The organism is Deltaproteobacteria bacterium PRO3, assembly GCA_030263375.1.
Classification (GTDB): domain Bacteria; phylum UBA10199; class UBA10199; order DSSB01; family DSSB01; genus DSSB01.
Window position 1 is genome coordinate 1 of record SZOV01000047.1, and the last position, 25,671, is coordinate 25,671.

A 25,671-nucleotide genomic window follows, 5' to 3' on the forward strand; every position below is an offset into this window, starting at 1 on the left:
CAGGGCGGCGCGGATTTTTTCCGTCCATTCGGCGAGCAGGCCCTCCCTGCCGATCCAGCGCTCCAGCCGCCAGGGCCTAGGCCGTGCCTCGCCGTCCTTGCCGGGCCGGGCGAAGCCGATGGCGGCCAAGAGCTCGGCGGCGTCGCGGTAGCGGTGGGCGGGGTTTTTCTCCAGCAGGGTCTCAAAGATCTCGTTCCAATAGGCGGGGACCTTCGGGTTCGCCAGGCTCAGCTTCGCCGGCTTGAGGGTCAGATGCGCCTCATAAGTTTCCTGCAGCGTCTTTTGCGCGAAGGGATTTTTTCCAGCGAAGAGTTGGTAGAAGACGACTCCCAGGGCGTAGAGGTCCGAGCGCTCGTCGGCCGGCTCCTTGAGAATCTTCTCCGGCGCCATCGTCGCCGGCGTCCCGCCGCTCGCCGCGAAGCGCGGGTCGGCGAGCCCCAGATCGATCAGCTTGACGCGCGGCGTGCCGTCCTCCGTCACCACCAAGAGGTTGTTGCCCTTGATGTCGCCGTGCAGGAGGTGGGCGCGGTGGATCGCCTGCAGGCCGCGGATCGCTTGGAGAAAGAGCTCCGCGATCTCCTCAGGAGACCGGCCGCGGGCGAATTCCGGGATCGGCCGGCCCTCGAGAAATTCCTCGGTGAAGTAAAAGCGGCGCAGGGCCTCGTCGAAGCCGAAGTCCGCGATGCGCACCACGTTGGGGTGGCGAAGGTCCTTGAGGAAGGCGAATTCGAACTTGAAGGCGCGGACCAGCTCGGCCTCGAGGCCGCGGTCGGCGAAGGGCTTGAGCAGCTTCAGGGCGAAGCGGCCCTCGGCGGACTCCACGAGGAAGACCTCGCCGGTCAGACCCTCCCCCAGGGGGCGCTGCACCCGGTAGCGGCCGTCGATCGACACTGGCTGGGGCATAGCTGTAGCTTAGGCCGATTTTTTGAAAAGTAAACATTTGTTTGAATTTCAAAAATATTAAATTAACGGATTTTTGTTTGAAAAATAGATAATTGTTTTTCGGAATCTGCTGTGAAGATTTATAAAATAATTAATAAATTCAAATAATTAATAATTTGGACCCAAAACTGCATATCTCCTCCCTAGAAGTACCCAAACCCCCAAATCGGAGGATCGATATGCAGAAAAAAAACCCATTCCAAAAGGCCCGCCGGGTCTTGGCCCTGGGAATGATCCTGGGCCAGGCCTGGCTTTCGGGCTGTAGCAGCGGCGACGGAGGCTTCTTCGGCTTCGGCCTCAACGCCGATTTCGGCGACGCCCCCGACGGTCTCCCCAGCGGTTACGCCTCGGGGATCACGGCCAACTTTCCGAGCCGCGATTCGGAAAACGGCGCCCATCACCTCGACTTGAGCGACTCCGCCTTCGGCCCGCTGAATGCCGACGGCTCGCTGTCGGTCAGCGCGGAGGACGACGCCGTCGACCCGATGGACTCGGACGGCGTGCAGAACATCGACGAGCCGAGCGGAGCCAGCGACTTCGACAAGCGCGACGACGGCCTGCTCACGACGATGCTCGCTCCGGGAGCCACCAATAACTTAAGCTTCCTCGTCTCGGTCGCCGCCGGCGCCCCCAAGAAGACCCGCTACGTGAACGTCCTGATGGACTGCAACAAGGACGGCGAGTGGAATGGCACCGACGCCAACGGCGCCGAGGAGCACCCCGTAAAGAACCTGCCGGTCGACGTGACGCCGGGCACCACGATGCCGATCACGACGCCCGACTTCCTTGGTTGCGTCGACACCAACCCGATCTGGATCCGCCTCACCCTGACCGATGCTCCCATCGACCTCAGCGCCTATCCGATGGGATGGGACGGCCGCGGCGAGTTCGAGAAGGGCGAGACGGAGGACTATTTCCTCACCGATCATGTCGCCTTGATCCTCCCGGATGACAAGGGCGGTGGCGGCGGTGGTCCCCCTCCACCGCCTCCTCCCCCGTGGCCCCCGGGCGGCGGTGGCGGTGGTGGCGGAGGTGGTGGCGGAGGCGGCGGTGGCGGCTGCGAGTTCTGGAAGACCTACGGCGTCACGCTCTGCAAGGGCCAGTCCCGCACCTTCTTAGCCTTAGTCGGCGGCTTTGCCCCTGACTCGGTGACGGCGACCAGCAGCGACTCCAGCGTCGCCTCGGTCGAGGTGAACGAGGCCAACGTCACGATCAAGGGCGGCGAGGAAGGCGAGGCGACGGTCAGCCTCACCGTGGTCGAGGACGGCTGCACCTATCACATCACCGTCAAGGTGAAGGTGAAGAAGTGCGAGCCCGCGCCCAAGATCGAGTGCTGCGAGCCCCCGCAGATCGCCAAGGACCCCTCGCGCTGCAAGAACTGCCGCGTGGTGGGCTGGAAGGTCCACACCAACGAAACCCCCGGCGGCGGCGGAAGCTCGGCCGACGGCGGAATCAGCGAGACCGGTTCCTACGGGGACACCTCGGGCTCGGTGAGCAAGAGCACGGTCGTCGTGGTGGGCAACGTGATCAAGATCGTCACGACCTACTACGAGTGCGATCCCTGTCCGAAGGAGTTCATCCCCGGGATCGACGACGACGGCGACGGCATCCCGAACGAGTACGACTGGTACCCAGACACCTGCTACGACATGACCGAGCCGCACTCCTTCGAGGAGCAGCTCGCGGTCGACAGCTTCTTCGACGTCTTCTTCGAGGTGAACACCTTCCTCGACCTCTACGACGCCAAGTACTTCGAGAGGCAGGAGGAGCCGCATCCCGAGGAGTTCCAACAGCCCAGCATCGGAACGCCCTACGTCAGCCCGCTGAATCCGGGGCCCATCCAGGGACCCACGACGTTCACCGGCTACACCTACACTCCAACCCATAGCGGCGCCCTGTACTAAATGCCGCCCAGGTCCCCGGGCCCTCCCGCAAGGGAGGGCCTTTTTTATTGGAGGCGGGGGAAATTAGGTTTATAAAGGAGCCGTTCCCGAAAAATCGCAACCCAAGCGAGGGTCTATGAAAAAATTCCTGACACTAATCAGCGCCTTGTTCCTTATTTCCAGCGCCGCACTCTTCGGCCCCGGCTGCGGCGGCGGTGGCGCGCCGCCCGCCTCGATCCCGGCGCCGGTCACGCAACTGATGACCATCAGCCCCCCCAGCCCTACGGGCGCGGTGTCCATCACTGGCGCGCCCGGCGCGGCGCAGCCCAACGCCAACGTCCAGGCCCAAAACGTCGACCAAGTCGGCCCCTTCACTTGGCTCAAGGAGCTGCTGATCCGCAGTGCCCACGCCCAGACCTTCTTCGTCGAGGTCCCGGCCGACAACCAGGGCGCCTTCAATCTGCTGATCGACGGGGCCAGCGGCGAGCGCATCGATATCCGGCAAGAGGTGAACGGCGAGTTCAGTCCGGCGGTGACGCTGATCGTGCCTTGAACAGGGCCGTCCACTGCTCCACGCTCAGCTCTTCGGCGCGGGCCTGAGGCTTGGCGCCCGTCGCGGCCAGCCGCGCCTCCACCTCCGCGGCGCTCGCATGGCCGAAGAAGGCGCGTAAATTCTGCCGCAGCATCTTGCGGCGCTGCGCAAAGCCGTCATGCAGGCAGACCTCGAAATATTCCCACTGCTCCTGCGGCAGGAGCGGCGCCTCCCGCTTGCGAAACCTCAAGACCAGGCTTTCCACCTTCGGCGGCGGCCTAAAGGCCGAGGGCGACACGACGCAGACCGTCCGGCACTCGGCGGCGAGCTGCGTGAAGACGCTCAGCGAGCCGTAGGCCTTCGACGCCGGTTTGGCCGTGAGACGCTCGCCCACTTCCTTTTGGAACATCAAGACCATCTCGGTCCCCGGCGCGGTCGCCCGCAGCAGCTTGGTGAAGATGGCGGTGCCGACGTTGTAGGGAAGATTCGAGACGATCTTCAAGTTAGATCCCAACCGCGCCTCCACCTCGCGCCAATCCAGCTCCAGAAAATCCCCCTCGAGCACCTCCACCGGAAATCCGGCCAAGCGCTCCCGCAGCCAGGCGGCCAGCTCGCGGTCCTTCTCGACGAGCAGGAGGCGGCCGACCCGCTCGGCCAGCGGCAAGGTCAGGGCGCCGCGCCCGGGGCCGATCTCGAGGACATGGTCTTCCGCCTTCGGGTCGAGGGCCCGCAGGATGCGCTGAATCACGGCTTGGCGGTGGAGGAAGTGTTGGCCGAGGGATTTCTTCGGGCTCAAGGAGCGACTCCGAGCGGGAGCCGGGCCTGGGCGTTGAGCGTGAGCGGATGGGAACGCCCCGCGCGGAGGTAGCGCTCGCCGACGAAGGCGATCATCGCGCCGTTGTCCATGCAGTACTTGGGCGCGGGCAGGACGAGGTCGACGCCGCGCTCGGCGGCCAGTTCGGCCAGGGCCGAGCGCAGCGGCCCGTTGCAGGCGACGCCGCCGGCCACGACCAGCTGCCGGGCGGGGCGCGCCTCGAGGGCACGGCGGCACACCGCCGTCAGGGCGCGGACCACCCCGCGCTGAAAGGAGGCCGCGAGGTCCGCGGCGCGGCCCCGCGCGGGGCCTTCCAAAAATTCCATCGCCGCCGTCTTCATCCCGCTGAAGCTGGTGTGCAGGGGGCGTCCCTTCACCTGCGGCACCGCGAAGTCGAAGGCCTTGGCGTCGCCCTCCCGCGCCAGGCGCTCGACGGCGGGGCCTCCCGGGAAGCCCAGCCCCATGCGCTTGGCGACCTTGTCGAAGGCCTCGCCGGCCGCGTCGTCGACGGTGTGGCCGAGGATCTCGTAATCGCCGAAGGCTCGCACGTAATAGAGATGCGTGTGTCCCCCGGAGACCGCCAGCGCGAGGAAGGGATAGCGCTCCTCGTTTTCGAGGAAGGCGCTCCAAAGGTGGCCCTCGATGTGGTGAACGCCGCGGAAGGGCAGGCCCCGCGCGTAGGCCAGGGCCTTGGCGAAGTTGAGCCCCACCAAGAGCGAGCCCACCAAGCCCGGCGCGAAGGTCGCGGCGACGCCCTCGACCGCATCGAGGCCGCGTCCCGCCTTCTGAAGGGCCAGCTCGAGGGTCGGCTCGAGGGACTCGAGGTGGCGGCGCGAGGCGATCTCGGGGACGACGCCGCCGAAGGGCGCGTGGTCAAGGGTCTGGGTCGCGGTGACATTGGCGAACACCCGCCCCTCGTCGACGAGCGACATGGACAAGTCGTCGCAGGAAGATTCGATGCCGAGGACTAACATGCGATCCTATTCCAATTTAGAACAAGGGCGCGCCGGACTCATGCGTCGCCGGCGGAACTTCGGGGGCCGGGGCGCTGGGCGCGGGTTCCGGCTTCGGAGCCGTCGGCGTCGGCGGTGAGGTCGGCGACGTGGGCTGGCCGCTGGGCGGCGGCGGCAGGGGCGCGCGCGGCATGGGGTGTGGTTTCATGATCGGCTTGTAGACCGGCTCGCCGGTCGCCGGGGGCGTCGGCGGCGCCTTCGGTTCGGAGCCGCCGCCCAGCGCCAGGGCGGGCGACTTGTGCTCCAACTCCTCCAGCCGGGCCAAACGGCCCTTGGCCTGGAAGGCCTCCGCGGAATTCGGATAGGTCGCGATCACCTTTTGGAAAAATAGCTTCGCCTCGGCGTTCTTGTTCAGCTTCATAAAGGACATCCCCTGTTTGTAAACACCCTCCTTGACGCGCGGGTGCTGCGGGTATTTTTCGGAGAGCGCCTGAAATTCGCTGATCGCCTTCGCGTAGTCGCCCAGCGAGTAGAAGGACTCGGCCACCCAGTACTGGGCGCTGCCCGCGTACTCGCTCTTGGGGTACTTGCGCAAAAAGCCCATGAAGCCCGAGGCGGCGTTGCGGTAGTCGCGGGCGTTGGCGACGTTGAGCAGCGACTGGAACTCTTGCAGCTCGGCGGGGTTGACCGCCGCGCCCGGCGCCTTGGGGGCCTCGGGGGCGCCGCTCAGCTTGAGGTTGATGTCCTTCAGAAGGTTGTGGAGCTGGCCGATCTTGTCTTCCAGCGAGGAGACGCGCTGGTCAAGGTCTTGGTAGACGCGATCGGATTCTTTCATGATGTACTGCGAGCTGTCGAGCTGCCCCTTGATGAGGCGGAATTCCTGCTGCACCTCGGTCAGCGCGTTCATGGCGCGGGCCACGTCTTGGTAATTTTTTTGGTTGGTGGCGACGAGGTGGTCGACCTTTTGATTCAGTTCGGCCAGGGTGGCCGCCTGGACCGGCCGTGCCGCAATCCCCAGCCCAAACAAGGCAGCCAGCGCCATGCCTCCGGCGATCGTATATTTGTTAAGTCCATGATTTTTCATGAATTTGGGCCTCCATTTGCCCGAGGGCGAAAAAAAACCACAGGGACTATACGCATCGGGCGGGTCCCTGTGGTTTTATTTAATTTACGGCCGGTCGGCAAGACGAAAGGCCTAGCGTCGCCCCTTGAAGTCGTCGCGGCGATTTTGCGCCCAAGCCGCTTGATTGTGCTCGGGATTCACCGGTCGGCTCTCGCCGTAGCTGATGGTGTTCATCCGGTCGGCGGAAACGCCGAGGTTGACCAAGTAGTTCTTCGCGGCCATGGCCCGGCGCTCGCCCAGGGCGAGGTTGTATTCTTCGGTGCCCCACTCGTCGGTGTTTCCCTCGATGATGATGTTGACGTTGGGATTGGCCTTCAACCACTCCGAATGGCTGGCGAGCTTCTGCTGGGCGTCGGGGCGGATGTTATATTTGTCGAAGTCGAAGTGGATCGACTCGAGGGGGACGTTGATCAGGTCGACGCCGTCGCCCGAGGAGACCGGGCCCTTCTTTTGGCAGGCGGCCCCGAACAGGGCCAACCCAGCGGTCAGGGCCAGGGTCAGGATTTTGTGTTGAAATTTCATGGCTTGGATCCTCCATTTTCCTTGGATGCACGGATCTAAAAGGTTTAATTTAAAAAACCGGTCTCAGGGGGTCAAGGAATATCATGAAAGAAAAAATGCGCCTCCATCTCGTCCAATGCGCCACCGTCGCCGGGTGGCCCCTCGCGACACTCGCAAAATTGCAAGAGCTCCTTGGGGGAATTCGCGCCCGGGCGGGCGACGTCCTGGTCTTTCCGGAGATGTGGCCCTCGGGATTTTCCCTGGCCGAGCGGGGCCGCTTGACGGAGGAGAACGCCGCCTGCCGCGAGTGGCTGCGCGACTATGCCCGGCGCTTTCGCTGCACCCTCGTCGGCTCCATGCTCGAGCTCGCCCGCGGCCGCGCCTACAACCAGGCCTATGCGATCGGACCGCGCGGCGAGACCCTGGCCGCTTACCGCAAGATTCACCTCTTCGAATTCGGCGGCGAGCACCGGCACTTCAGCCCCGGCCGCCGGGTGGTCTCCTTCCGGAGTCCTTGGGGCAGGATCGGCCTGGCCGTCTGCTACGACCTGCGCTTCCCCGAGCTGTTTCGGCGGCTCTCGAAAAAAGGCGTCCGCCTCATCTTCGTCCCCAGCGCTTGGCCGCGGGACCGCCTCGATCACTTTCTTTCTCTCCTCAAGGCGCGGGCCATCGAAAATCAGTGTTTTATGGTGGGCCTCAACAAGGTGGGGCCGGGCCGCCACGAGAAGCCCGTCGTCTACGGCGGACACTCCGCGGTCTTCGGCCCGTGGGGGGAAAAGCTGGCCGAGATGGGGGCGCGGCCGGGGGTCTTGAGCCTGGAGCTCGAACTTGGTGCGGTGGAGCGCGTGCGCCGGCGTTATCCCTTCCTGAAGAGCCGGGTCCTGGGATAATAAAAAGAAGGTGGTCGAGGCACCCCCGCCCCTGTTACACTCGGACCTTTGCATGTCCCGCGGGGGCCGATGGATGCGTGTATGAACGCGAAGACCAAAAAGGAAAAACGCCTCTACCCGAGGCGCCCGATCCGCACCCAGGTCGTCTTCGAGAACGAGGACAGCGAGGGCGTGCTGTATTTCTTCTCGACGGACATCAGCGCGGGCGGGCTCTTCCTCGAGTCGGACATCCCCGTCAAGCTGGGGACCCAGGTCTTCCTGCGCTTCAGCCTGACCCCGAAGGCCCGTCCGATCCAGGCCACCGGTGAGGTGGTGCGGGTCATGCGCGACCAAAACGAGGCGGGACAGGGCAAGGTGGGGATCGGCATTCGCTTCGTCTACATCCATCCGCTGGACCGCGAGCTGATTCAGGACTTCATCAACCAAGCCGGGTCCTGAACCCTTCCAGCATATTAATCAATTCGAAATCCTGCATTCATTTTTGATGGGTGGCCGGGCGGGGGGGCCTATGGACTACTTGGCGATTGGCAAAATCCGCAGCGCCGCTTGCGAGCACGTTGGGGGTGCAGACCGGACAGGACCCATCAAAAATGAATGCAGGATTTCGACCCCTTATTAAGCCTGGAACAACTTCCGCCCCAGCTCATAGAGGCCATCAAGGTCGTGGATGTCCCGCTCCAGCTGCGGCATGACCTTGAAGACGAAGCCGTGGCGGGAGAACTCCATCCGACTCTGAAAAGCCTCGATCTCGGCCTCGTCGCGCTGGGCGAGGCTTTTGAAGAGGTAGGCCATCTCCTGGTACTCCGAGCGGGTCTTGGCCTTGAGGCCCTCCGGGAGCGGCTTGCCCGCCTCCGGCAGGACCTGGACGCGGTTGAAGATGAAGCCGGCGAAGGGCAGCGCGTTGTCCTGGATCTTGCGGTAGAAGTACTCCGCCTCGCGCAGCGGAATCGGCTGCGGCGCGGCCACCAGCAGAAAGCCGGTGTCCTTGTCGTGCAGCAAGAGCTCGACCTTCTGCGCGCGGTCCTGGAAGCCCTCCAGCAGGCCCGAGACCGAGACCAGCATCTGGGAGAGGTCCTGCAGGAACTCGAAGCCCGCCACCTTGTCGAAGGTCCTGAAGACCCGCTTCACCGAGCGGTCCAGCAGCTGCAGCGAACTCTTGCTGACGAAGAGCGAGGGCTTGAGGAACCACTTCATCACGCTGTCGCCGACCATGGCGCTCATTTTGGTTGGGGCGTCGAGAAAATCTAGGGCGTGGCGCGAGGGCGGCGTGTCGAGGACGACCAAATCGTAGTCGCGCTCCTGCACGACCTCGTAGAGTTTCTCCATCGCCATGTACTCCTGGGAACCGGCGATCATGTTGGAGAGGTGCTGGTAGAGCTTGTTCTGCAGGATGACCTGGGCCTTCTCCTCGCTGGGCGCATACTTGAGGAGCAGGGCGGCGAAGGTCCGCGTGGTGTCCAGCATCATCGCGAAGAGCGGCGCCTTCGGCTCGATGCCGGCGCGCCTCAGCTCGGCCTTGGGGATTTCCTTCTCTTGGAAGTCGATCTTCTGAATCCCCAAGGAATTGGCGAGGCGCTTCGCCGGGTCGATGGTCAGGACGATGGTCTTGTAGCCCATGGACGCGGCATAGAGGGCCAGGGCCGCGGAGGTCGTCGTCTTGCCGACACCTCCCGAGCCGCAGCAGATCAGGACCTTCTTGCGTTCCAACAGGCCGTGCAGGGCGCCCTTTTTCGCCTCCGGGCTCATGGCCGCACCCCCGTCAGCTGGGCGCGAATCGACTCGCTCAAGGATTCGGCGATCCGGACCGGCTGCTTGGTCTGGTAGACCAAAGGCAGGTCCAGGACCTGGCGTCCCGGCAGGCGCTCGCGCAGGCGGTCGCGGTAGAAGGCGCTCTGCTCGGCGCGCTGTCGGTATAAATGCAGCATGGGGTTCTCAACCTTCGCCTTCTTCAGATCCTGCAGCGAGTCGGCGCCGAGGACCTCGGGCCAGAGTGAGTTGAGCAGGACGGGCCCGACTCCGACCTTCGCCTGACGCTCGAGCTTTTCGTCCATCTCGACCGCCTCGTTGACGGGCATTTCCTCGGGCAAAGTCACCAGCCAGGTCAGGGTCTTCTGCGGGTCGCGGATCAGCGCGAGAATCTGCTGCGCGTTGTTCTTCAGCGGGCCGACGCGGACCGCATCGACCACGACCTGCGGGACCGTGAGCAGCGAGAGGCTGTGGCCGGTGGAAGGCGCGTCGACGATGACCAGGTCGAAGAGCGGTTTTTTTCCGCGCCGCGCCTCGTCCTCGACGAAGGCCCAGATCTTGCCGATGGTCAGCAGCTCGGCCAGGCCGGGCGCGGCGTCGATGAAATGCCGGACATACTTGTTGTTGAAGACGGCGTTGTAGAGGAATTCGAACTTGACCTGGCGCAGGACGTATTCCTGAAAGGCCGGCTCAGGGTCGATGCGGGCCAGGGAGAGGCCGTTCTTGAAGGCCTTGGGCTCATAGCCCACGCCCTCGGCCTCGAAGAGCTCGGCCAGGTGAGTGAGGCCGTGCGTCTCGACCATCAGCACCTTGAGCCCCTGCCTCGCGGCCAAGAGCCCCAAGGCCGCGGCCACCGTGGTTTTGCCGACGCCGCCCTTCCCGGTGACGATCCAGAGACGGCGCTGCAGCAATCCGTTTAATTCCCAGGTCCCGGTCATGCCGATGGCATCCTAAATTTTCGTCCCTGTGGCAAGTTATGAAAAAACAAAAAAGGGCCGCCCCTTTCGGAGCAAGCCCTTTTTCGAGGGAGGTAAGCTCTTTTTTTTCGCGTCTTAAGCCGCCTTGCGGGTCAGGTGGCTGAGTCGCTTCTCGAGGCTGACGATCTTCTTCTCGAGTTTGACCACTTCGTCTTGGGTCGGGATGCTGAGGATGCCCAGCAATTCTTTCTTGGTTTGACCCAGGGTCAGCTTGGCCTTTTGGACCAAGTCGTTATCGCCGAGCTGGTCGACGATGTTTCCTAAATTCTTGCGAACTTGCTTGAAGACGCCGCCGAGGTTCACCTTGCGGGAGAGCAGCTCGACCTCTTTCACCGAACTGATCACCTCTTCGGCCAGCCGGCGCACCTCGCGCTCGACGTCGTCGCGTTTTTCGGAGGCCAGGGAAACCAAGTCGCCCGACTTCACCCAGGCGAGCAAGTCGTCGAAGCTTCTACGCAATTCGCGTCCGGAGCGTTCTCCCTTTTTCACGATTTTCTTGAACAGCACCTCGACCTCGGACTCGAGTCGATTGACGACGCGATTGATGTCTTCGAATTTTTGCGCAATGGCGTGCTTGGCGTTGGACACTGCGGGGACCTTTCGAGCCTTTGGAAGCTTTTTCTTGGCTGCTTTTTTCGACATTGGATACTCCCTCCAATTTGAAGATTGAAAACCGCTCACCCGTCAATCGTGAGTCAGCGCTAACACGGCGCGTCAACCCTGTCAATACTCTTTTTTACGCGATGCGTTAGATTCGGAAGGGCGCAGGTCGATAAGACGTAACTGTATGTTTTTACTTCCATTCCATTCGTTCCATCCGGGGACGCAAGCGACGTCGACCTCGCTGTCCAAGGCCGGCAGCTTTTCGGCCAAGCGAAAGCCGATCGCCCCGAAGGCCGCCTTCCCCTCCCCCACCCTCAGGCGCAGGTGCTTCTCGCCAACGATACGGCTCTCGCGGACCCGCAGGCCCGTGAGGCGGAGTACCGGCTCCGGGTTTCCCAGGCCGAAGGGCTCGAGACGGCGGATTTCCTCGAGCAAGGCGGCGTCGATCGCGGCCAAGCGAGAATCGGCATCCAACTTGAGCGCGGGCTGGAAGTCCTCGTCCTTGAGGCGGGAACGAACCGCGGCGTCGAAGGCCTCGGAAAAGGCCTCCAAGCGCTCGCGCGCCAAGGAGAGGCCCGCGGCGTAAAAATGCCCGCCGAACTTGCTTAGGTGCTCGCCGCAGTCGTGCAGCGTCTCGACCAGGTTGAGATTGCGGATCGAACGTGCCGAGCCCTTCAGCCCGTCTTTGTCGCGGGAGAGCACGATGGACGGCAGGTAGTATTTTTCGACCAGGCGGCTGGCCACGATGCCGACGACGCCGGGATGCCAATCCTCGTGGAACAGCACCAGGCTGCGGCGGCGCTCGAAGAGCCGCTCGGCCTCGACCCGGGCGCAGGCCTCGCGGGCGATTTCGTCTTCCAAGTCCTGGCGCTCGGCGTTGGCGCGGTCGAGGCGCCGCGCCAGCTCCAGGGCCTCCGCCTCGCTGCGCGAGAGCAGCAGCTTGACGCCGAAGGCGGCATCGTCCAGGCGGCCCACCGCGTTGATGCGGGGGCCGAGGCGAAAGCCCACTTGGTCCGCGCTCACCTCGCCGTCCACGCCCGCGACTTCCTTCAAGGCCTTCAGTCCGGGCCGCGAGGTGCGACTTAAGACTTTCAAACCCTCGCGCACCAATATGCGGTTGACTCCCTTCAAGGGCGCCATATCGGCGACAGTGCCGACGGCGACCAGGTCAAGGGCGCGGCGCAGGTTGGGCTCGCGGTCGCCCAGCAGGCCCGCCTCGCGCAGGGCCTTGCGCAGGGCGATCAAAAGATAAAAGGCGACGCCGACGCCCGCCAATTCCTTGCCGGGAAAGGCGTCCCCGGCCTGCTTGGGATTGAGGATCGCGAAGGCCTCCGGGAGGCGGGGCGGAACCTCGTGGTGGTCGGTGACGATCAGATCCAGACCGAGATCGCGGGCCACTTCGGCCTCGGCGACGGCGCTGATCCCGTTGTCGACCGTAATCACGACCTTGGCGCCCTGCTCGCGGATTTTCTTTAAGGCCCCGGCGTTGAGGCTGTAGCCCTCGCTCAGGCGGTGCGGGATGTAGTAGTCGACCTCGGCGCCCAAGTCCTGAAAAAACTCCGTCAGCAGGGCCGTCGCGGTCGTCCCGTCGACGTCGTAATCTCCGTAAACGACGATCTTTTCCTTGTCGCGCAGGGCGCGCAGCAACCGGGCGACGGCCTTGTCCATGCCGAGCAATAGTTCGGGCTCGGGGAGGTGGGCCAGGGAGGGCTGCAGAAATCGCTCGGCCGCCTCGACGTCGCGGATATTCCGCTGCGCCAGGAGGCGGGCCAGGATCGGCGAGACGCCTAGTTGCCCCTCCAGATGGCGGGCGATGCCTTCGTCGCAGGATTGGAGCAGCCAGCGCTTTTGCAAAGGACGCCTCGTCGAGTCGAGGAGAAAATGGAACTTAGGCCTTCGCTCCCGCGGCGCCCTTGCCCAGGCCAAAACGGTGCCCGTGCTGCTTGAGGAAGATGAAGACGGGCGAGGCGATCGAGATCGAGGAGTAACTGCCGGTGATGACGCCGATCATCATCGCGAAGGCGAAATTCTTGATGTCTCCGTCGGTGCGGAAATACAAAACGGTCACGACGAAGAAGACGGTCAGCGACGTAATGATGGTGCGGCTCAAGGTCTCGTTGATGCTCTTGTTGACGACCTCGACCAGGCCCATCCCCTTGTGTTTCTGCAGATCCTCGCGGATGCGGTCGAAGACGATGATCGTGTCGTTGATCGAGTAGCCGATGATGGTGAGGATGGCCGCCACGACCGTCAGGTTGACCTCAAGCCCCAACAGGGCAAAGATGCCGACGGCGACCAGGACGTCGTGGATCAGGGCAATGATGGCCCCGGGCGCGAAGTAAAAATCGAAGCGGAAGCCGATGTAGATCAGCATGATCACCCAGGCCCAAAGCACCGCGTAAAGGCCCTTGGTGCGCAATTCTTTACCGACCTTGGGCCCCACGAACTCCTCTTGCAGCATCTGGAAGCTGCCGGCGCCGAAGGTCTTCTCGAAGGCCTGGTTGAAGGGCCTGGAGAAACCTTCCTCCAATCCCTCGATCTGCTCGCTTTTGACGATGAAGGTGTTCGCCTTGGCCTCGCCGAAGCGCTGCACCACCACGTGGCTCAGGCCGGCCTGCCTCAGGGCGTCGGTCAAGGCGCCCTCGTTGACGGAGTTTTGGAATTGATAGATGAATTTCAGGCCACCTGTGAAGTCGGTGCCGAAATTGAGGCCCTTCACGGCCACCGCCGCCAAGCCCGCCGCCACGATCGCCATCGAGACGATGAGCATCAGCCATCGGTATTTCATGAACGGAATTTCTTTTTTCAGTCGCGTCATAGGCTACAGGCTCAATTTCTTCACTTCGCGTCGGCTCAAGACGTAGTCGTAAACCAACCGGGTGATGACCACCGCCGAGTAGAGGGTCGTCAGAATACCGATCATCAAAGTGACCGCGAAACCACGCACCGGTCCGGTGCCGAACTGGTACAGCACCACGCCCGAGAGAAAGGTGGTGATGTTCGCGTCCAAGACCGCGCGAATGGCGTTGGAATAACCCGCGTCGACGGCGGCCTTGACGGTCTTGCCGGCGGCGAGCTCTTCTTTGATGCGCTCGAGGATGACAACGTTGGCGTCGACCGCCATGCCGATGGTCAAGACGATGGCCGCCACGCCGGGCAAAGTCAAGGTGGCCCCGAACAGCGTAAGGGCCGCGAAGATGAACAGGACGTTCAGCACCACGGCGAAGTCCGCCAACACGCCGGACCATTTGTAGTAGACCGCCATGAAGACCATGACGACTGCGGCCGCCAAGAGGGTCGCCTTGAAGCCGCGGTCGATCGAGCTTTTGCCGAGCGAAGGGCCGATCACCGTCTTGGTCGCCTCTTTGAGGCTGGCGGGCAGCGCGCCCTCGCGGAGCACGACGACCAGGTCCTCGGCCTCGCGGAGCAGGGCCTGGTAATCGCCGAAACCCAAGGTGATCTGCGCCTCGCCGCTGGGGATGGCGCTCTTGATCTGCGGCGCCTTGCTGACGGTGCCGTCCAAGATGATGGCGAGCCGCTTGCCGACGTTGGCGGCCGTCAGGTCGGCGAAGGCCTTGGTGCCGGCGGGATCGAAGGACAGGCTGACGTAGGGCTCGTTGTTCTGCACGCTCACCTGGGCGTTGCGCAGCATCTCGCCCGAGACCTCGACCTTGCGCTTGAGCAGATACGGCGTCCCGCCCGCGATCTTTTTGGTCACGGGGTCGTAGGCGACCTCGAAGGCGATCTCGGAGTCGGCCGGCAGCTTGCCCTTCAAGGCCTCGTTGAGCTTGATCACCACCTCTTCGCTGAAACCCGAGGGCAGCTTGTTCTCGCTGCGGGCCTGCTCGACCAGGGTCTGAACCTGGGCCTCGGGAATCGTCTCGTCGACCAATTTGAACTCGAGCTTGCCGGCCCGCTTCACCAGGCCGATGGCGCGGTCGGGGTCGCTGACGCCGGGCAGCTCGACGACGACGCGGTTGTCGCCCAGGCGCCGGATGTCGGGCTCGGCGACGCCGTGGCGGTCGATGCGGTTGCGGATGGTCTCGACGGCCTGCTTCAAGGTCTCTTCTTTTAGGCGGGCCTGATAATCTTCACTCTGCGCCAGGAAGAGGGCGGCGGGCGCCTGGTAGCGCTCGAGGTCGGCGCCGAATTGCGCCAGGACGGCGGCGGCGACTTCTTCGGCTTCGTCCTTCTTGGCCGGCAAAATCTGCACGACGTCTTGAAAGCGGTCGACCTCGAGGATCTTCGGCTGCGCCTTGGCCCAGGCCAGGATCTCTTGGTATTTCGCGGCGACGGCATCCTCGCCCTCCGCTTTCAGCTTCAAGGAGACGACGGGCGGGCTTTCCAGCTCTTTCAGGGAATTGCCGTAGATGTCGCGAACGTGGTTGCGCAGGACGCCCATGTCTTCGGGCTTGTTGAGAAAGATCTCCAGGGTGCTGGTCTTGGGAATGACGGCCACGCGCTGGTAGGCGATGCCCTTGTCCTTGAGGAAGCGCTCCAGCTCGCCGACGATGATGTCGCTACGGTGCACCAGGGCCTCGTCGACGTTGACCTCGAGCTCGAGATAGATGCCGCCCTGCAGGTCGAGACCCAGGTTGATCTGCTTCTCCGGGAAGAGGCTGTAGTACCAGGGCAGCTCCTCGCCCTGCTTCTCGGCGCGCTCTCGCACCGCGCCGAAGTTCAAGACCGACGGAATCAAGAGGTAAATGGAAAGCAGCGTCAAGAAGACGGCGAGATAGGTTTGGTAGCGCCAACGGGAGGTCATAACGAGGTCTTATTCGCCCTTTCCTTCGCCCTTGGGCTCGCCCTTCAGGGCCTGGACGCCGCTGCGCTCGACCTTGATCTTGACGTTGTCGGCGATCTCGAGGGTCAGGATGTTGTCGGCCACGCCGACCACCTTGCCGTGGATCCCGCCGACGGTGATGACCTGTTGCCCCTTTTCGATGCCCTTGAGCATTTCTTGGTGCTTCTTGGCCTGTTTCTGCTGGGGACGGATGATCAGAAAATAAAAGATGCCGAAGACCAAGAGCAGGGGGAGGAAGAAGCTGAAGGTCTGCGCGGGCCCGCCCTCTTGGGCAGCGCCGCCCTGGGCCTGGGCGAAGGCGGAGGACCGGACGGTTTGGATGCCGAGGAGGAGGGCCAGGGCCCAATATTTGGCTTTACGGCTGAGGAACACGCGCTTCTCCTGTCTGGAGTTTGTTGAAAAAATCCCTTTGAAATCCGGCGTAATCGCCCGCCCGGAGGGCGAGGCGGGCCTGGGTTAACAGATTAAGAAAGTAATGTAAATTATGAATTGTGTTGAGCACCGCGGAGAGAACTTCCTTGCTCAGGCTTAAGTGCCGCAGGTAGGCCCGGCTGTAATTTTTGCAGGTGTAGCAGGCGCAGGACTCGTCGATCGGGCGCGGGTCGCGGAGGAATTCGGCCCGCTTGATGTACAGACGGCCCCGGGGCGTGAACAGCAGGCCGTGCCGGGCCGAACGCGTCGGCACCACGCAGTCGAACATGTCGATGCCCAGGCCGATGCAGGTCACGATGTCCTCGGGCATGCCCACGCCCATCAGGTAGCGCGGGCGGTCCTCCGGGAGCTTCGGCTCGAGGGAGCCGACAATGTCGTAGGCCAGCGGCATCGGCTCGCCGACCGAGAGGCCGCCCACCGCGAGGCCGTCGAAACGCCGCCTCAGCCCTTGGGCGTCGGGCCGCGTTTCCAGCTCCAGCAAGCGCTCCGCGCACTCGGCCCTCAGCTCGGGATAGACGCCGCCCTGGACGATGGCGAAGAGGGAATTGTCCTCGCGCCGCTTGGCCTCCAGGCAGCGCCGCGCCCAGTCGACCGTCAGGCCCAGCGACTTCGCCACCGCCTCGCGCTCGGAGGGGTAAGGCAGGCATTCGTCCAGGACCATCATGATGTCGCTGCCCAGGGCCTCCTGGATCTCGATCGCCAGCTCCGGGGTCAATAGATGCGTGGCGCCGTCCAGATGCGACTGAAACCGCACGCCCGCCTCGCTCAGCTTGCACATCTTGGCCAGCGAGAAGACCTGGTAGCCGCCGCTGTCGGTGAGGATGGGGCCGTCCCAATTCATGAAGCGGTGCAGACCGCCCAGCTCCGCGATGACGCGATGTCCGGGGCGCAAAAACAGGTGGTAGGTGTTGCCGAGGATGATCGAGGCGCCCAGCTCTTTGAGCTCCTCGGGGCGCATCGCCTTGACGGTGGCCTGGGTGCCCACCGGCATGAAGACGGGCGTCTCGAAGGCGCCGTGCGCGGTCTCGTAGCGCCCGAGGCGCGCCCGGGTACCCGGGTCTTTCTGCAAAAGGGTGAAGGCCATGCGAGGGCCTGCTACCCGCTTTCCCGGCGGGCCTCAAGCCCGAATTATTTCCCGAAAAGGAGGCCCTCGATCCCGCGCTGGAGGTTTTCGTTGCGGCGTTGGCGGGTCGTCGTCTGGGTGCCTTGGGTTTGGCTGCTCGTGCGGCGGGTCGTGGTCGTCGCGGTGCGCGGCTGCGTGTTTTGGGTGTTCTGCGTCGTCGCGCCGCCGCCGAGGATCTGGCTGAGGGGATTTTTCGGATCGCCGAGCGGCGTGCCCTTGAGGGCCTGGTTCAGCATGGCGTCGGGCTTGATCCCGCCCATCAGCATGTTTTTCAGGCCCATCGCCGTGGCCTTGGCGACCAGACCCTTGAGGTAGCCGCTGTCAACGCTGATGTTCGGGTCCTCGAGGGGCCCGCTGATCGAGAAGGGCACCGAGAGCCCGCCCTTCCCGCCCGTCACCGCGCCGCGCAGCATTTTGTCGGGGATGAGGCGCGCGGTCACGCCGGGATTGAGGTGAAAGGTGCCCCCGCCGTTGATGCTTTTTTGCTGGGCGATGGTCGCGTTGCCCGAGGCGGTGAAGTGCCCGTTGCCCATATTGAAGGGGGCCAGTGTGACGTTGTTTCCCGCGATCCGGACCGCGGCGTTGACTTGGTCGATCTGGGTGCCGATCACGTTGGCGCTGGAGGAGAGCATCCCGACATTGATCATCTGTCCCGCCGCGGTCCCCGCCGCGAGGATCTCGGCGACCTTCACCTTGCTCTTTAGATCAACGACCGGCAAGGGGAAGGGACCGACGGAGATATTGCCGCCGCCGCTGAAGGAATAGGGCTTGGCGACGTTGGGGCTGGAGAGCTTCAAGTTGCCGCTCAATCGGGCGGGGTTCCCCTTTTTTCCGGAGGCGGCGGCCAGGCTGAGGGACTTGAGCGCGACGTTGACGTTGGCCGAGGTCGCCGGCCCCGGGAGGGCCTCGCCGCTGATCGCCACGCTGCCGCCGTAGATGCCGAAGGTTGCCGTTTGGATCTCGATCGGCTTTTCTTTTTTGAGCAGCTCGGCATGAAAGCCGGAGAGCGTCTTGCCCGAGACGGTCAGCGCCGGGGAATCGAGCGTCGCCTGTATCACCGGGGCGAAGGCGGTGCCCTTCACCGTTCCTTTCACCGTGAGAATGCCGTCGGCCGGCAGGGGCTCTTTCAACATTTTGCCGAGTTTCTTGAGATCGATCTTCTCGGCCGCGAAGTTCAAGTCCAGGAGGATGTCCTTGCGTTCGGCGGCCGGCAAGAGCGCCTGCCCGCCGAAGTCCAGCCGCAGGTCGCCCCAGGTGAAGGCCCCCTCGCTCAGGCGGATGCCCTGGCTGGCCTCGTCGAAGGCCATCTGCGTGCCCAGTTCCATCGGCCGCTCGCTGACCTGCGGCATCTGGTAACGGATCTTGAGCTTGGCGGGCTTGCCGCCGCCGTCGAAGCGGATGTGGTCGGCCTCGACGCTGAGGTTCTTCAGCTCGGTGACTTCCTCGCGCCCCTCTTGGGTCGCGCGAAATTGCGCGTCCTCGATCCGCAGCCGGTCGACGGCGATCTTCTTCCACCAAAACTCGTCGAGCGGATTGACCGAGGCCGCGGCTTTTTTCTCGGCCTCGCCGGAGATCAGCGGGGCGAAGATCCGCTCCATATTGGTCTTGCCATCCTTGCCCCGCGTCAGGAGGATCTGGGGCTTTTCGATGGTGAGCCGGGCCTCGATCTTCTTGCGCACGAGCGGCATGAGGTTGAAGCGCAGCTCGGCGTCGCCGATCGTGGCGGCGGGCTGGGCTTCGCCCGGCGCGTAGAGCTGGATGTCCTTCAGGTCGATGCCCGGCGGCATGAAGGTCACCTCGGCATCGCCGATCCGCAGCTCGCCCGCAATCTGGCTCTTGAGGAAGTTGAGCAGCGGCGTCTTGATGTCGCGGACGCGGTAGGAGAGATAGGCGAAGACGGAAACGAGACCGACGGCGAAGAGCGCCGCCAGGGAGACGAAGGCGAGGGCTATTTTATTTCTCCGCATGGGTCCGTGACCTAATTCAAACGCCGCCTCAAGGCAATGGATTGCTTAAGTCCTTGGGACGGTAGCGCTGCGGAAACGGTCACGGATTATTTATGGAAGGGACCTCGAGGCGGGCCATGGCCACCCCTTCCCAGCGTCCCGAGCTGTCGTCCTTCTTTTCGTCCTCCTGGGCGGCCGTCGCGGGGGCTTGGGGCCCAAGGAGCGCCGGGGCGCCTCCGCACAAGAAAACCCCCACTCCCAGGATCAGGAAAACTTTAAGTATTCCCATACTCCCTCCGGAAAAATCCTTCCCCTCTTCCCGTGCCGGCGCCAGAATGAAGGAAGCCCGCACAATTATAATGATAACGAGGGAGGGAGCCCCATGACAAGGTGGAGATGCTGCCTTTTAACGGCGCTCGTGTTAAACCTGGCAGGCACCATGAATCTTGACGCAGAGCCCCAAAAGATCGTCGACCTGACCCATGCCCTCGACGCCGAGACGATATACTGGCCTACCGAGACCGGCTTCGTCCTGGAGCAGGAATTCGCGGGGAAGACCGAAAAGGGCTACTTTTACGCGGCGAACAAGTTTTCCAGCCCCGAGCACGGCGGCACCCATCTGGACGCCCCGCGGCACTTTTCGGAAATCGGCCTGACAGTGGACCAAATCCCGCTCTCGAAGTTGCAGGGACCGGCGGTGCTCGTCGACGTCTCGGCCGCCTGCGCGGCGGACCGCGATTACGAGGTGCGCGTCGCCGACCTGAAGGCCTGGGAAGCGCGGCACGGCGCCATCCCCGAAGGAGCCATCGTCCTGCTGCGCACCGGCTTCGGAAAATTTTGGCCGGATCGCCGGGCCTACTTGGGCACCGACGAGCGCGGCCCGCAGGCCGTGGCCAAGCTGAGCTTCCCCGGCTTGGGCCCCGAGGCCGCGCGGTGGCTGGTGGAGCAGCGGCGGGTCAAGGCGGTGGGGCTGGACACCGCCAGCATCGATCGCGGACGCTCGAAGACCTTCGAGACCCATCGGGTACTTGCCGCGCGGAACGTCCCGGCCTTCGAGAACCTGGCGGCCTTGGAGGCGCTTCCTGAAAAGGGCTTCGAGGTCCTCGCCCTGCCGATGAAGATCCGCGGGGGCAGCGGCGCCCCGCTGCGCGCCGTCGCGATTCTGCCCTGAGTGGGAATTATTTTTGATTCAATGAAGCCCGCGGCCGAGCACGAGGCTAGCCGGATCCACTCCCAAGTCGCGTAGGACAAGGTCCCAGGCCCGGTCCGGGGGCGTGTCCAAGACGTAACGAGCCTCGGCGGCCACGGTGATCCAGGCCCCCTCCCGCAGCTCCGCCTCCAACTGGCCCGCCCCCCAACCGGCGTAGCCGAGGTAGAAGCGGAAGGATTCGCGGCCGCCGAGGAGCAGCTTCTTCAAGGTGTCCATCCCTCCGCTCAGGTAGAGGCCGGGTAGGATCGTCTGGCTCTCGCCCAGGCTGGGATCGCGGTGCAGGATCCAGCCGCGCTCCAGCTCGACGGGCCCGCCTTGGAAGACCGTCAGGCCCGTCAGGGCCTCGTGACAAGGCAGCTCCTGGTCTTGCGCAAAATCCCCCAGCTTGAGACCGCTGGGACGGTTCAGGACCAGGCCGAAGGCTCCCTCCTTGTCGTGCTGAAGCAGCAGGACGAGGCCGTGAAAGAAATTCGGGTCGCCCAGCTGCGGCACCGCGATCAGGAGGATGGGGGAAAACGGGTCCATAGAGACCGGAAATTAAATCGAAAAACCCGCAAAAACCATAGTGAAATTTCGATTGCTTCCTGAATCGGCCTTGCGTAAAAAGGGCGCCTGGGTTCGACCTTTCTAAAAACCTTATCTGCCAAGGAGGCTGATGTGAAGAAAAGCGCAACACTATTTGCAGCTCTGATGCTGGTGACCCTCGCGTTGGGCGCCTGCAGCAAGGAAAAGAAGCAGGAAACCTCGACCACGACCCCCGCCGCGACCACCACGACCGGCGACGCCAAGCCCGCCGCGACCGGCGACAGCATCGGCGTTCCGGAGTGCGACGACTACATCGCCAAGTACGAGAAGTGCATCGGCGACAAGGTCCCCGAGATGGCGCGCGGCGCCCTGAAGGAGGCCTTCGAGAAGACCCGCGCCTCCTGGAAAGAATTGGCCGCCAACGAGGCCACCAAGGGAGCCTTGGCCGGCGCCTGCAAGCAGGCGATGGAGGCCTCCAAGACCGCCCTCGCCGCCTACGGCTGCGAGATGTAGTTTAAGGCCGAATCGGCAAAGAAATCAAAAACCCCGGTCGCTGGCGACCGGGGTTTTTTTTGCCCCTCGACAAGAGCCTTCCTTTCGATTATGGCTCGCCGCGTCTTATGCAAGGTTCCGAACTCCTCCTAGAATTTTCCGTACGCCAGAACCGGCTGCTCGAGGTGCTCGAACGGCTTCACGCCTCGGCGGTGGACTTTTCCAAGCAATCCAAAGACTCCTCGCTCCGCCGGGCGCTGCGGCGTTTTTCCGCCCTGCAGGACTCCGTTCAGGAAGAGATCGCGCGTTTCCGCCAGTGGTCGGCGAAGGCCGCCCTTCAAGAGTCGGCGGCCGGCCCCCACCTCGAGCGCATCGGGGCTCAGGCCCAGCTCCTGGTGCAGGCGCTGGGTGAGCGCTTCCGCGAGAGCGACTTCGGGGATTGGAAGCGGCGCCTCGCCCAAATCGTCCCCACCGCCATACGCCTCAAAGAAGAATTGAAGGGCGTCGATCTCCGCGCCGCCTTCGCGCACGCGGCGGACGCCATCCTGATCGACCGCCTCGAGGGCCTGGGGCAACCGCAGGTGGTGCAGTGGCCGCGTAAGATCTGGCACATTCTGGCCGCCTTGATCATCGTCTCGATCTACCTCTTCATCCCGGTGGAATTCTCCGTGAAGATGACCGTCTTCGGTTGCTTCACCGGCTTGGCCTTGGTCTGCGACGTAAGCCGGTTGCTGTGGCCGAAATTCAACGCCCAGGTCGTCAAGGACCTGCAAAAATACATGCGGCAGCGCGAGGTGAACCACCTCAACTCGATGACCTTCTACGCCATCTCCACCTTCCTCGTCTGCCTGCTCTTTCCGAAGGCGACGGCCATCTTGGCGGTGTTGTTCTTGGGACTTGGCGATTCGCTGGCCTCCATCGTGGGCGTGCACTGGGGACGCCATCGCCTGGGACAACGCTTCAGCCTGGAGGGCACGCTGGCCTTTTTCGCGGTCTGCGCCCTGCTCAGCCTGCTCTATCCCGTCCTGAATCCCGCCTTCCAAGGCCCGCTGTGGCTCTTCGCCCCCTTGGCCGGACTGATCGGGGCGGTCTCGGAGCGCGTGCTGCCCCGGCTCGACGACAATTTCGTGATCCCGCTCTTCTCCGCCGGGATGCTGCAGCTCCTGCTGTCATTTTTCTAGACTTCCCCGGCCCGAATCCTTACATTTTCCCTATTCCAAAATTCTTTTGAATCCTTTCGCGGGAGGAATCATGGCCATCTTGAAGGAATTCCGGGAATTCGCCGTCAAGGGCAACGCCATCGACCTGGCGGTCGGCGTCGTGATCGGCGCGGCCTTCGGCAAGATCGTCACCAGCCTGGTCGACGACCTCATCATGCCGCCCATCGGCATGATCCTGGGGAAGATGGATTTCAGCAATCTCTTCCTGATGCTCAACCCCGGCAATCCGCCGGGGCCCTACGCCTCGCTGGCCGAGGCGAAAAAGGCCGGGGCCGTCACCTTGAATTACGGCTCTTTCATCAACGTCATGGTGAGCTTTGCGATCATCGCCTTCTCGGTATTTCTTTTGGTGAAGGCGATCAACCGGCTGCGGCGGCAGCAGGAGGCCGCCCCCGCCACGAAGACCTGCCCCTATTGTCAGACCGGCATCGCGCCGGCCGCGACTCGCTGCCCGGCCTGCACCTCCGATTTGAAGGCGGCCTGAGCCGGCCCTCAGGCTCGGGGCTCGATCACCGCGAGGGTGCAGCGCGAGATGCAGACCAACCGGTCTTGTTCGTCGTAGATCTTGGTTTCCCAGACCTGCGAGGTCTTCCCTTGGTGAATGACCTCGCCGATCGCTTTCACCTTGCCGGAGCGCACCGAGCGCAGGTGGTTGGCGTTGATCTCCTGGCCGACGACAACCTTGCCTTCGTTGGCGACCAGGAGCCATCCGCCCAGGCTGGCCGCCGTCTCGGCCAAGGCGACCGAGGCCCCGCCGTGCAGGAGGCCGTAGGGCTGGTGCGTGCGGTGGTCGACCGGCATGGTGATCACCACGCGGCCGGGCTTGGCCTCGACCAGCTCCATGCCTAAGGCCTCGGCCATGGTGTTTTTCATGCCGGCGCGAAATTTTGGATCGAGTTCTCCCATAGAGGCTCCTTGAAAAAATCACCGCGGCCCGATGGAACCGTAAAACCGGAATCCCTCAGTCGAATACCCCGGCAAGGCGCCGAACCAGCTCGTCATGAAGCGGGCCGTTGCTGGCCAGGGTCTTCACGCCGTGGCCGAAAGGGAGCCGCAGCGCGTAATCCAAAGGACGGCCGTCGAGCGCCGTAAAGCACCCGCCCGCCTCCTCGAGGATCAGCGAGGGCGCCGCGGTATCCCAATAGCTGACGGGGTGGTGGTTGAGGTAGATGTCGGCCTCTTGCCGCGCCAAGAGCCCCACCTTGATGCCCACGCTGTTGATCGGCGGCAACAATCGGCCCGGCAGCAGGGCTTGCGCCCGCGCCAACGGCGCCTCCGGAAAGCCAGTGGATACAACCCAGGGCATTTCGGTCGGCTCGCGGCGCGCGGAGACGCGCAAGGCCTCGGTCTTGCCGCCCCGGCTGTGGCTGGCCCCCTGCCCGCGAATCGCGCGGTAGACGCGCCCTTCCAGCGGGTCGACAACCACGCCGAGCATCGGCCGGCCGGACTTCAGCAGGCCGACCATGACGCAAAAACCCGGGATGCCCTTGGCGAAGGCCTTGGTGCCGTCGAGGGGATCGATCAACCAGACGTAGTCGGAGTCCTCCTGCCCGCTGAGGCCGTTCTCTTCGGTGAGCACCGCATGACGGGGGAAATTTTTTCGCAGGCCCTCGCGCAGGATTTTGTCGGAGGCGAGATCGGCCTCGGTGACGGGGGACTGGTCGGCCTTGCGCTCGGTGGTCAAAGGGCCGCCGAGGAATCCCATGACGGCCCGGGAAGCCTCCAGAGCCAGCCCCTCGGCCGTCGCCAGCCAGTCGGAGTAGTTTTCCAAATCAGACCTCGTCTTTTTTCACGACGTGCAGGCCGCATTCCTTGTCGTCGTCCTGACCGTTGAACCAACGCCAGCGGCCGGCGCGGCGCGGCTCGAAGGGACCGATCGGCGTGGTGCAGATCACGCAGCCCAGCGACTCGTAGCGCCAACCGTCTTGCTCCCAGAAGAGCAGCTTGTGCACCGGGACGCCGTTATCCTCGCAGTAGCGGCGCAGGCGCTCTTCGGTCCAGTCGACCAGGGGCGCCACCTTGAGGATGGGGCGCCGCTCGGGGCCGTGGGGGATGATCTCGAAGCGGCCGGTGGCGGCGCGGGCCTTCGACTGGTCGGCGCGCAGCCCCGTCAGCCAGACATCGAGGGTCCCGAGCACGCGCTCGTTGGGCTCGACCTTGCGCAGGTGGCAGCAAAGCTCTTGCTTTTCTTTGCTGTCGAAGAAGAGGAACTCGCCGTGCTCGCGCAGCATGGCCTTAAGCTTTTCCGGATCGGGCTGGATCTTTTCGACCTTCAGGGAATATTTCCGCTCGAGGGCGTCGAAGAGCTCGTAGGTCTCGGGAAAGAGGCGGAGGGTGTCGATAGTGAAGACGCGCGGCTTGAGGCCGGCCTTCACCGCCAGGTCGACCATTACCACGCCGGTCAGCTGCCCGCTGGTGCCGATCGCGGCGCGGTCGCCGAAGCGGCGGAAGAGCTCGCCGATCAGGGCCTGGGGGTCTTGGATCGGTTCGAGGGATTGGATCAGGGCTTCGTTGATCGCTTCTTTCGCCATAAGGGACGTCTCGGAATTTTGCAACGCTCCGACCAGCCAGGGATCGCGAAGAAATCAGGCCCGGGCATTCCGCGCCTCGAACCTACTTCGAGCGCTCGAAGGAGATGATCCCACGCTCGGCCAGCAAAGCCAAGACGTGCCGCGTGCTCTCTTCCAGCGTCTCCTGGCCGGTCTTGAGGACCAGCTCCGGCTTGTCGGGCGACTCGTAGGGGGCCGAGATGCCGGTGAACTCGGGGATCTCGCCGGCGCGTGCCTTCTTGTAGAGGCCCTTGGGGTCGCGCTGCTCGCAGACCTCGAGGCCGGCGTCGCAGAAAATCTCGAAGAACTGGCCGGCGGGGACGAGCTTTCGGGCCAGGTCGCGGTCGGCCTTGTAGGGGGAGATGAAGGCGGTCAGGGTGACCACATTGGCCTCGCAGAACAGCTT

The 25,671-nt window shown here is 63.8% G+C and carries 26 protein-coding genes and 2 pseudogenes; 8 read left to right on the plus strand and 20 right to left on the minus strand.

Annotation, left to right across the window (positions count from 1 at the left end; all coding sequences use genetic code 11):
• A partial coding sequence (locus tag FBR05_08730; protein MDL1872279.1) for a serine/threonine protein kinase occupies window positions 1-903 on the minus strand: 903 nt, incomplete at its 3' end.
• A gap of 995 nt (window positions 904-1,898) precedes the next feature.
• Between FBR05_08730 and FBR05_08735 the strand changes: the two are divergent.
• Window positions 1,899-2,000: pseudogene (locus FBR05_08735) on the plus strand (dicarboxylate/amino acid:cation symporter).
• A gap of 961 nt (window positions 2,001-2,961) precedes the next feature.
• Window positions 2,962-3,378, plus strand: a complete 417-nt coding sequence (locus FBR05_08740; GenBank protein MDL1872280.1) for a hypothetical protein — start codon at window positions 2,962-2,964, stop codon at window positions 3,376-3,378.
• Here the strand turns inward: FBR05_08740 and rsmA are convergent.
• The 4 genes from rsmA to pal all read right to left on the minus strand — a co-directional run bounded on the left by rsmA (window position 3,347) and on the right by pal (window position 6,769).
• Complete coding sequence (rsmA, locus tag FBR05_08745; protein MDL1872281.1) at window positions 3,347-4,408, minus strand: ribosomal RNA small subunit methyltransferase A; 1,062 nt, start codon at window positions 4,406-4,408, stop codon at window positions 3,347-3,349. The two genes, FBR05_08740 and rsmA, sit on opposite strands and share 32 nt — an antisense overlap.
• Window positions 4,150-5,145 carry a tRNA (adenosine(37)-N6)-threonylcarbamoyltransferase complex transferase subunit TsaD gene (gene tsaD / locus FBR05_08750; GenBank protein MDL1872282.1) on the minus strand — a complete coding sequence of 332 codons (996 nt, stop codon included), beginning with the start codon at window positions 5,143-5,145 and terminating at the stop codon, window positions 4,150-4,152. Before tsaD ends, rsmA begins: the two co-directional genes overlap by 259 nt.
• A gap of 16 nt (window positions 5,146-5,161) precedes the next feature.
• Window positions 5,162-6,208, minus strand: coding sequence for a tol-pal system protein YbgF (gene ybgF / locus FBR05_08755; protein MDL1872283.1), 1,047 nt, complete (start codon window positions 6,206-6,208; stop codon window positions 5,162-5,164).
• A 111-nt stretch (window positions 6,209-6,319) separates the two neighbouring features.
• Complete coding sequence (pal, locus tag FBR05_08760; protein MDL1872284.1) at window positions 6,320-6,769, minus strand: peptidoglycan-associated lipoprotein Pal; 450 nt, start codon at window positions 6,767-6,769, stop codon at window positions 6,320-6,322.
• Between the two features lie 83 nt (window positions 6,770-6,852).
• Between pal and FBR05_08765 the strand changes: the two genes are divergently transcribed.
• A complete protein-coding gene (locus tag FBR05_08765) occupies window positions 6,853-7,638 on the plus strand; it encodes a carbon-nitrogen family hydrolase (protein MDL1872285.1) in 786 nt (261 codons plus the stop codon).
• 69 nt (window positions 7,639-7,707) lie between these two features.
• Window positions 7,708-8,076, plus strand: coding sequence for a TIGR02266 family protein (locus FBR05_08770; GenBank protein MDL1872286.1), 369 nt, complete (start codon window positions 7,708-7,710; stop codon window positions 8,074-8,076).
• 177 nt (window positions 8,077-8,253) lie between these two features.
• On the opposite strand, the gene FBR05_08775 is transcribed toward FBR05_08770, so the two are convergent.
• The 10 genes from FBR05_08775 to FBR05_08820 form a co-directional block, all read right to left on the minus strand.
• Window positions 8,254-9,384 carry an ArsA family ATPase gene (locus FBR05_08775; GenBank protein MDL1872287.1) on the minus strand — a complete coding sequence of 377 codons (1,131 nt, stop codon included), beginning with the start codon at window positions 9,382-9,384 and terminating at the stop codon, window positions 8,254-8,256.
• The gene (locus FBR05_08780) at window positions 9,381-10,322 is read right to left on the minus strand and encodes an ArsA family ATPase (protein ID MDL1872288.1); all 942 of its coding nucleotides are present in this window, start codon (window positions 10,320-10,322) and stop codon (window positions 9,381-9,383) included. The genes FBR05_08775 and FBR05_08780 overlap by 4 nt, the downstream gene beginning before the upstream one ends.
• A 114-nt stretch (window positions 10,323-10,436) precedes the next feature.
• Window positions 10,437-11,003: a hypothetical protein gene (locus tag FBR05_08785; protein ID MDL1872289.1), complete on the minus strand. Its 567-nt coding sequence runs from the start codon at window positions 11,001-11,003 to the stop codon at window positions 10,437-10,439.
• Between the two features lie 81 nt (window positions 11,004-11,084).
• Window positions 11,085-12,803: a single-stranded-DNA-specific exonuclease RecJ gene (gene recJ, locus FBR05_08790; protein ID MDL1872290.1), complete on the minus strand. Its 1,719-nt coding sequence runs from the start codon at window positions 12,801-12,803 to the stop codon at window positions 11,085-11,087.
• Between the two features lie 49 nt (window positions 12,804-12,852).
• Complete coding sequence (gene secF, locus FBR05_08795; protein ID MDL1872291.1) at window positions 12,853-13,782, minus strand: protein translocase subunit SecF; 930 nt, start codon at window positions 13,780-13,782, stop codon at window positions 12,853-12,855.
• A gap of 3 nt (window positions 13,783-13,785) precedes the next feature.
• Window positions 13,786-15,729 (minus strand): protein translocase subunit SecD, encoded by a 1,944-nt coding sequence (secD, locus tag FBR05_08800; GenBank protein MDL1872292.1) that lies wholly within the window; start codon window positions 15,727-15,729, stop codon window positions 13,786-13,788.
• 9 nt (window positions 15,730-15,738) lie between these two features.
• Window positions 15,739-16,089, minus strand: coding sequence for a preprotein translocase subunit YajC (yajC, locus tag FBR05_08805; protein MDL1872293.1), 351 nt, complete (start codon window positions 16,087-16,089; stop codon window positions 15,739-15,741).
• A 34-nt stretch (window positions 16,090-16,123) separates the two neighbouring features.
• Window positions 16,124-17,284, minus strand: a complete 1,161-nt coding sequence (gene tgt, locus FBR05_08810) for a tRNA guanosine(34) transglycosylase Tgt (protein MDL1872294.1) — start codon at window positions 17,282-17,284, stop codon at window positions 16,124-16,126.
• A 44-nt stretch (window positions 17,285-17,328) separates the two neighbouring features.
• Window positions 17,329-19,290 carry an AsmA family protein gene (locus FBR05_08815; GenBank protein MDL1872295.1) on the minus strand — a complete coding sequence of 654 codons (1,962 nt, stop codon included), beginning with the start codon at window positions 19,288-19,290 and terminating at the stop codon, window positions 17,329-17,331.
• A 79-nt stretch (window positions 19,291-19,369) separates the two neighbouring features.
• The gene (locus tag FBR05_08820) at window positions 19,370-19,558 is read right to left on the minus strand and encodes a hypothetical protein (protein MDL1872296.1); all 189 of its coding nucleotides are present in this window, start codon (window positions 19,556-19,558) and stop codon (window positions 19,370-19,372) included.
• A gap of 93 nt (window positions 19,559-19,651) precedes the next feature.
• Here FBR05_08820 and FBR05_08825 point away from each other — a divergent pair, with 93 nt between their 5' ends.
• On the plus strand, window positions 19,652-20,440 hold the full coding sequence (locus FBR05_08825) for a cyclase family protein (GenBank protein MDL1872297.1): 789 nt from the start codon (window positions 19,652-19,654) through the stop codon (window positions 20,438-20,440).
• 18 nt (window positions 20,441-20,458) lie between these two features.
• Here FBR05_08825 and FBR05_08830 read toward each other — a convergent pair whose 3' ends face one another.
• Window positions 20,459-21,004, minus strand: a complete 546-nt coding sequence (locus FBR05_08830) for a YqgE/AlgH family protein (protein MDL1872298.1) — start codon at window positions 21,002-21,004, stop codon at window positions 20,459-20,461.
• 165 nt (window positions 21,005-21,169) lie between these two features.
• Between FBR05_08830 and FBR05_08835 the strand changes: the two are divergent.
• From FBR05_08835 to mscL, 3 genes and pseudogenes are all read left to right on the plus strand, one after another.
• Window positions 21,170-21,377, plus strand: a pseudogene (locus tag FBR05_08835) (hypothetical protein).
• 247 nt (window positions 21,378-21,624) lie between these two features.
• Window positions 21,625-22,677, plus strand: coding sequence for a hypothetical protein (locus FBR05_08840; protein ID MDL1872299.1), 1,053 nt, complete (start codon window positions 21,625-21,627; stop codon window positions 22,675-22,677).
• 76 nt (window positions 22,678-22,753) lie between these two features.
• The gene (gene mscL, locus FBR05_08845; GenBank protein ID MDL1872300.1) at window positions 22,754-23,200 is read left to right on the plus strand and encodes a large conductance mechanosensitive channel protein MscL; all 447 of its coding nucleotides are present in this window, start codon (window positions 22,754-22,756) and stop codon (window positions 23,198-23,200) included.
• Between the two features lie 8 nt (window positions 23,201-23,208).
• On the opposite strand, the gene FBR05_08850 is transcribed toward mscL, so the two are convergent.
• The 4 genes from FBR05_08850 to FBR05_08865 form a co-directional block, all read right to left on the minus strand.
• A complete protein-coding gene (locus tag FBR05_08850) occupies window positions 23,209-23,589 on the minus strand; it encodes a hotdog fold thioesterase (protein ID MDL1872301.1) in 381 nt (126 codons plus the stop codon).
• Window positions 23,590-23,677: 88 nt separating this feature from the next.
• A complete protein-coding gene (locus FBR05_08855) occupies window positions 23,678-24,487 on the minus strand; it encodes a 3'(2'),5'-bisphosphate nucleotidase CysQ (protein MDL1872302.1) in 810 nt (269 codons plus the stop codon).
• A gap of 1 nt (window position 24,488) precedes the next feature.
• Window positions 24,489-25,247: a phosphoadenylyl-sulfate reductase gene (locus FBR05_08860; protein ID MDL1872303.1), complete on the minus strand. Its 759-nt coding sequence runs from the start codon at window positions 25,245-25,247 to the stop codon at window positions 24,489-24,491.
• An 82-nt stretch (window positions 25,248-25,329) separates the two neighbouring features.
• Window positions 25,330-25,671, minus strand: a 342-nt coding sequence (locus tag FBR05_08865) for an adenylyl-sulfate kinase (protein ID MDL1872304.1), incomplete at its 5' end; no start/stop codon positions are given.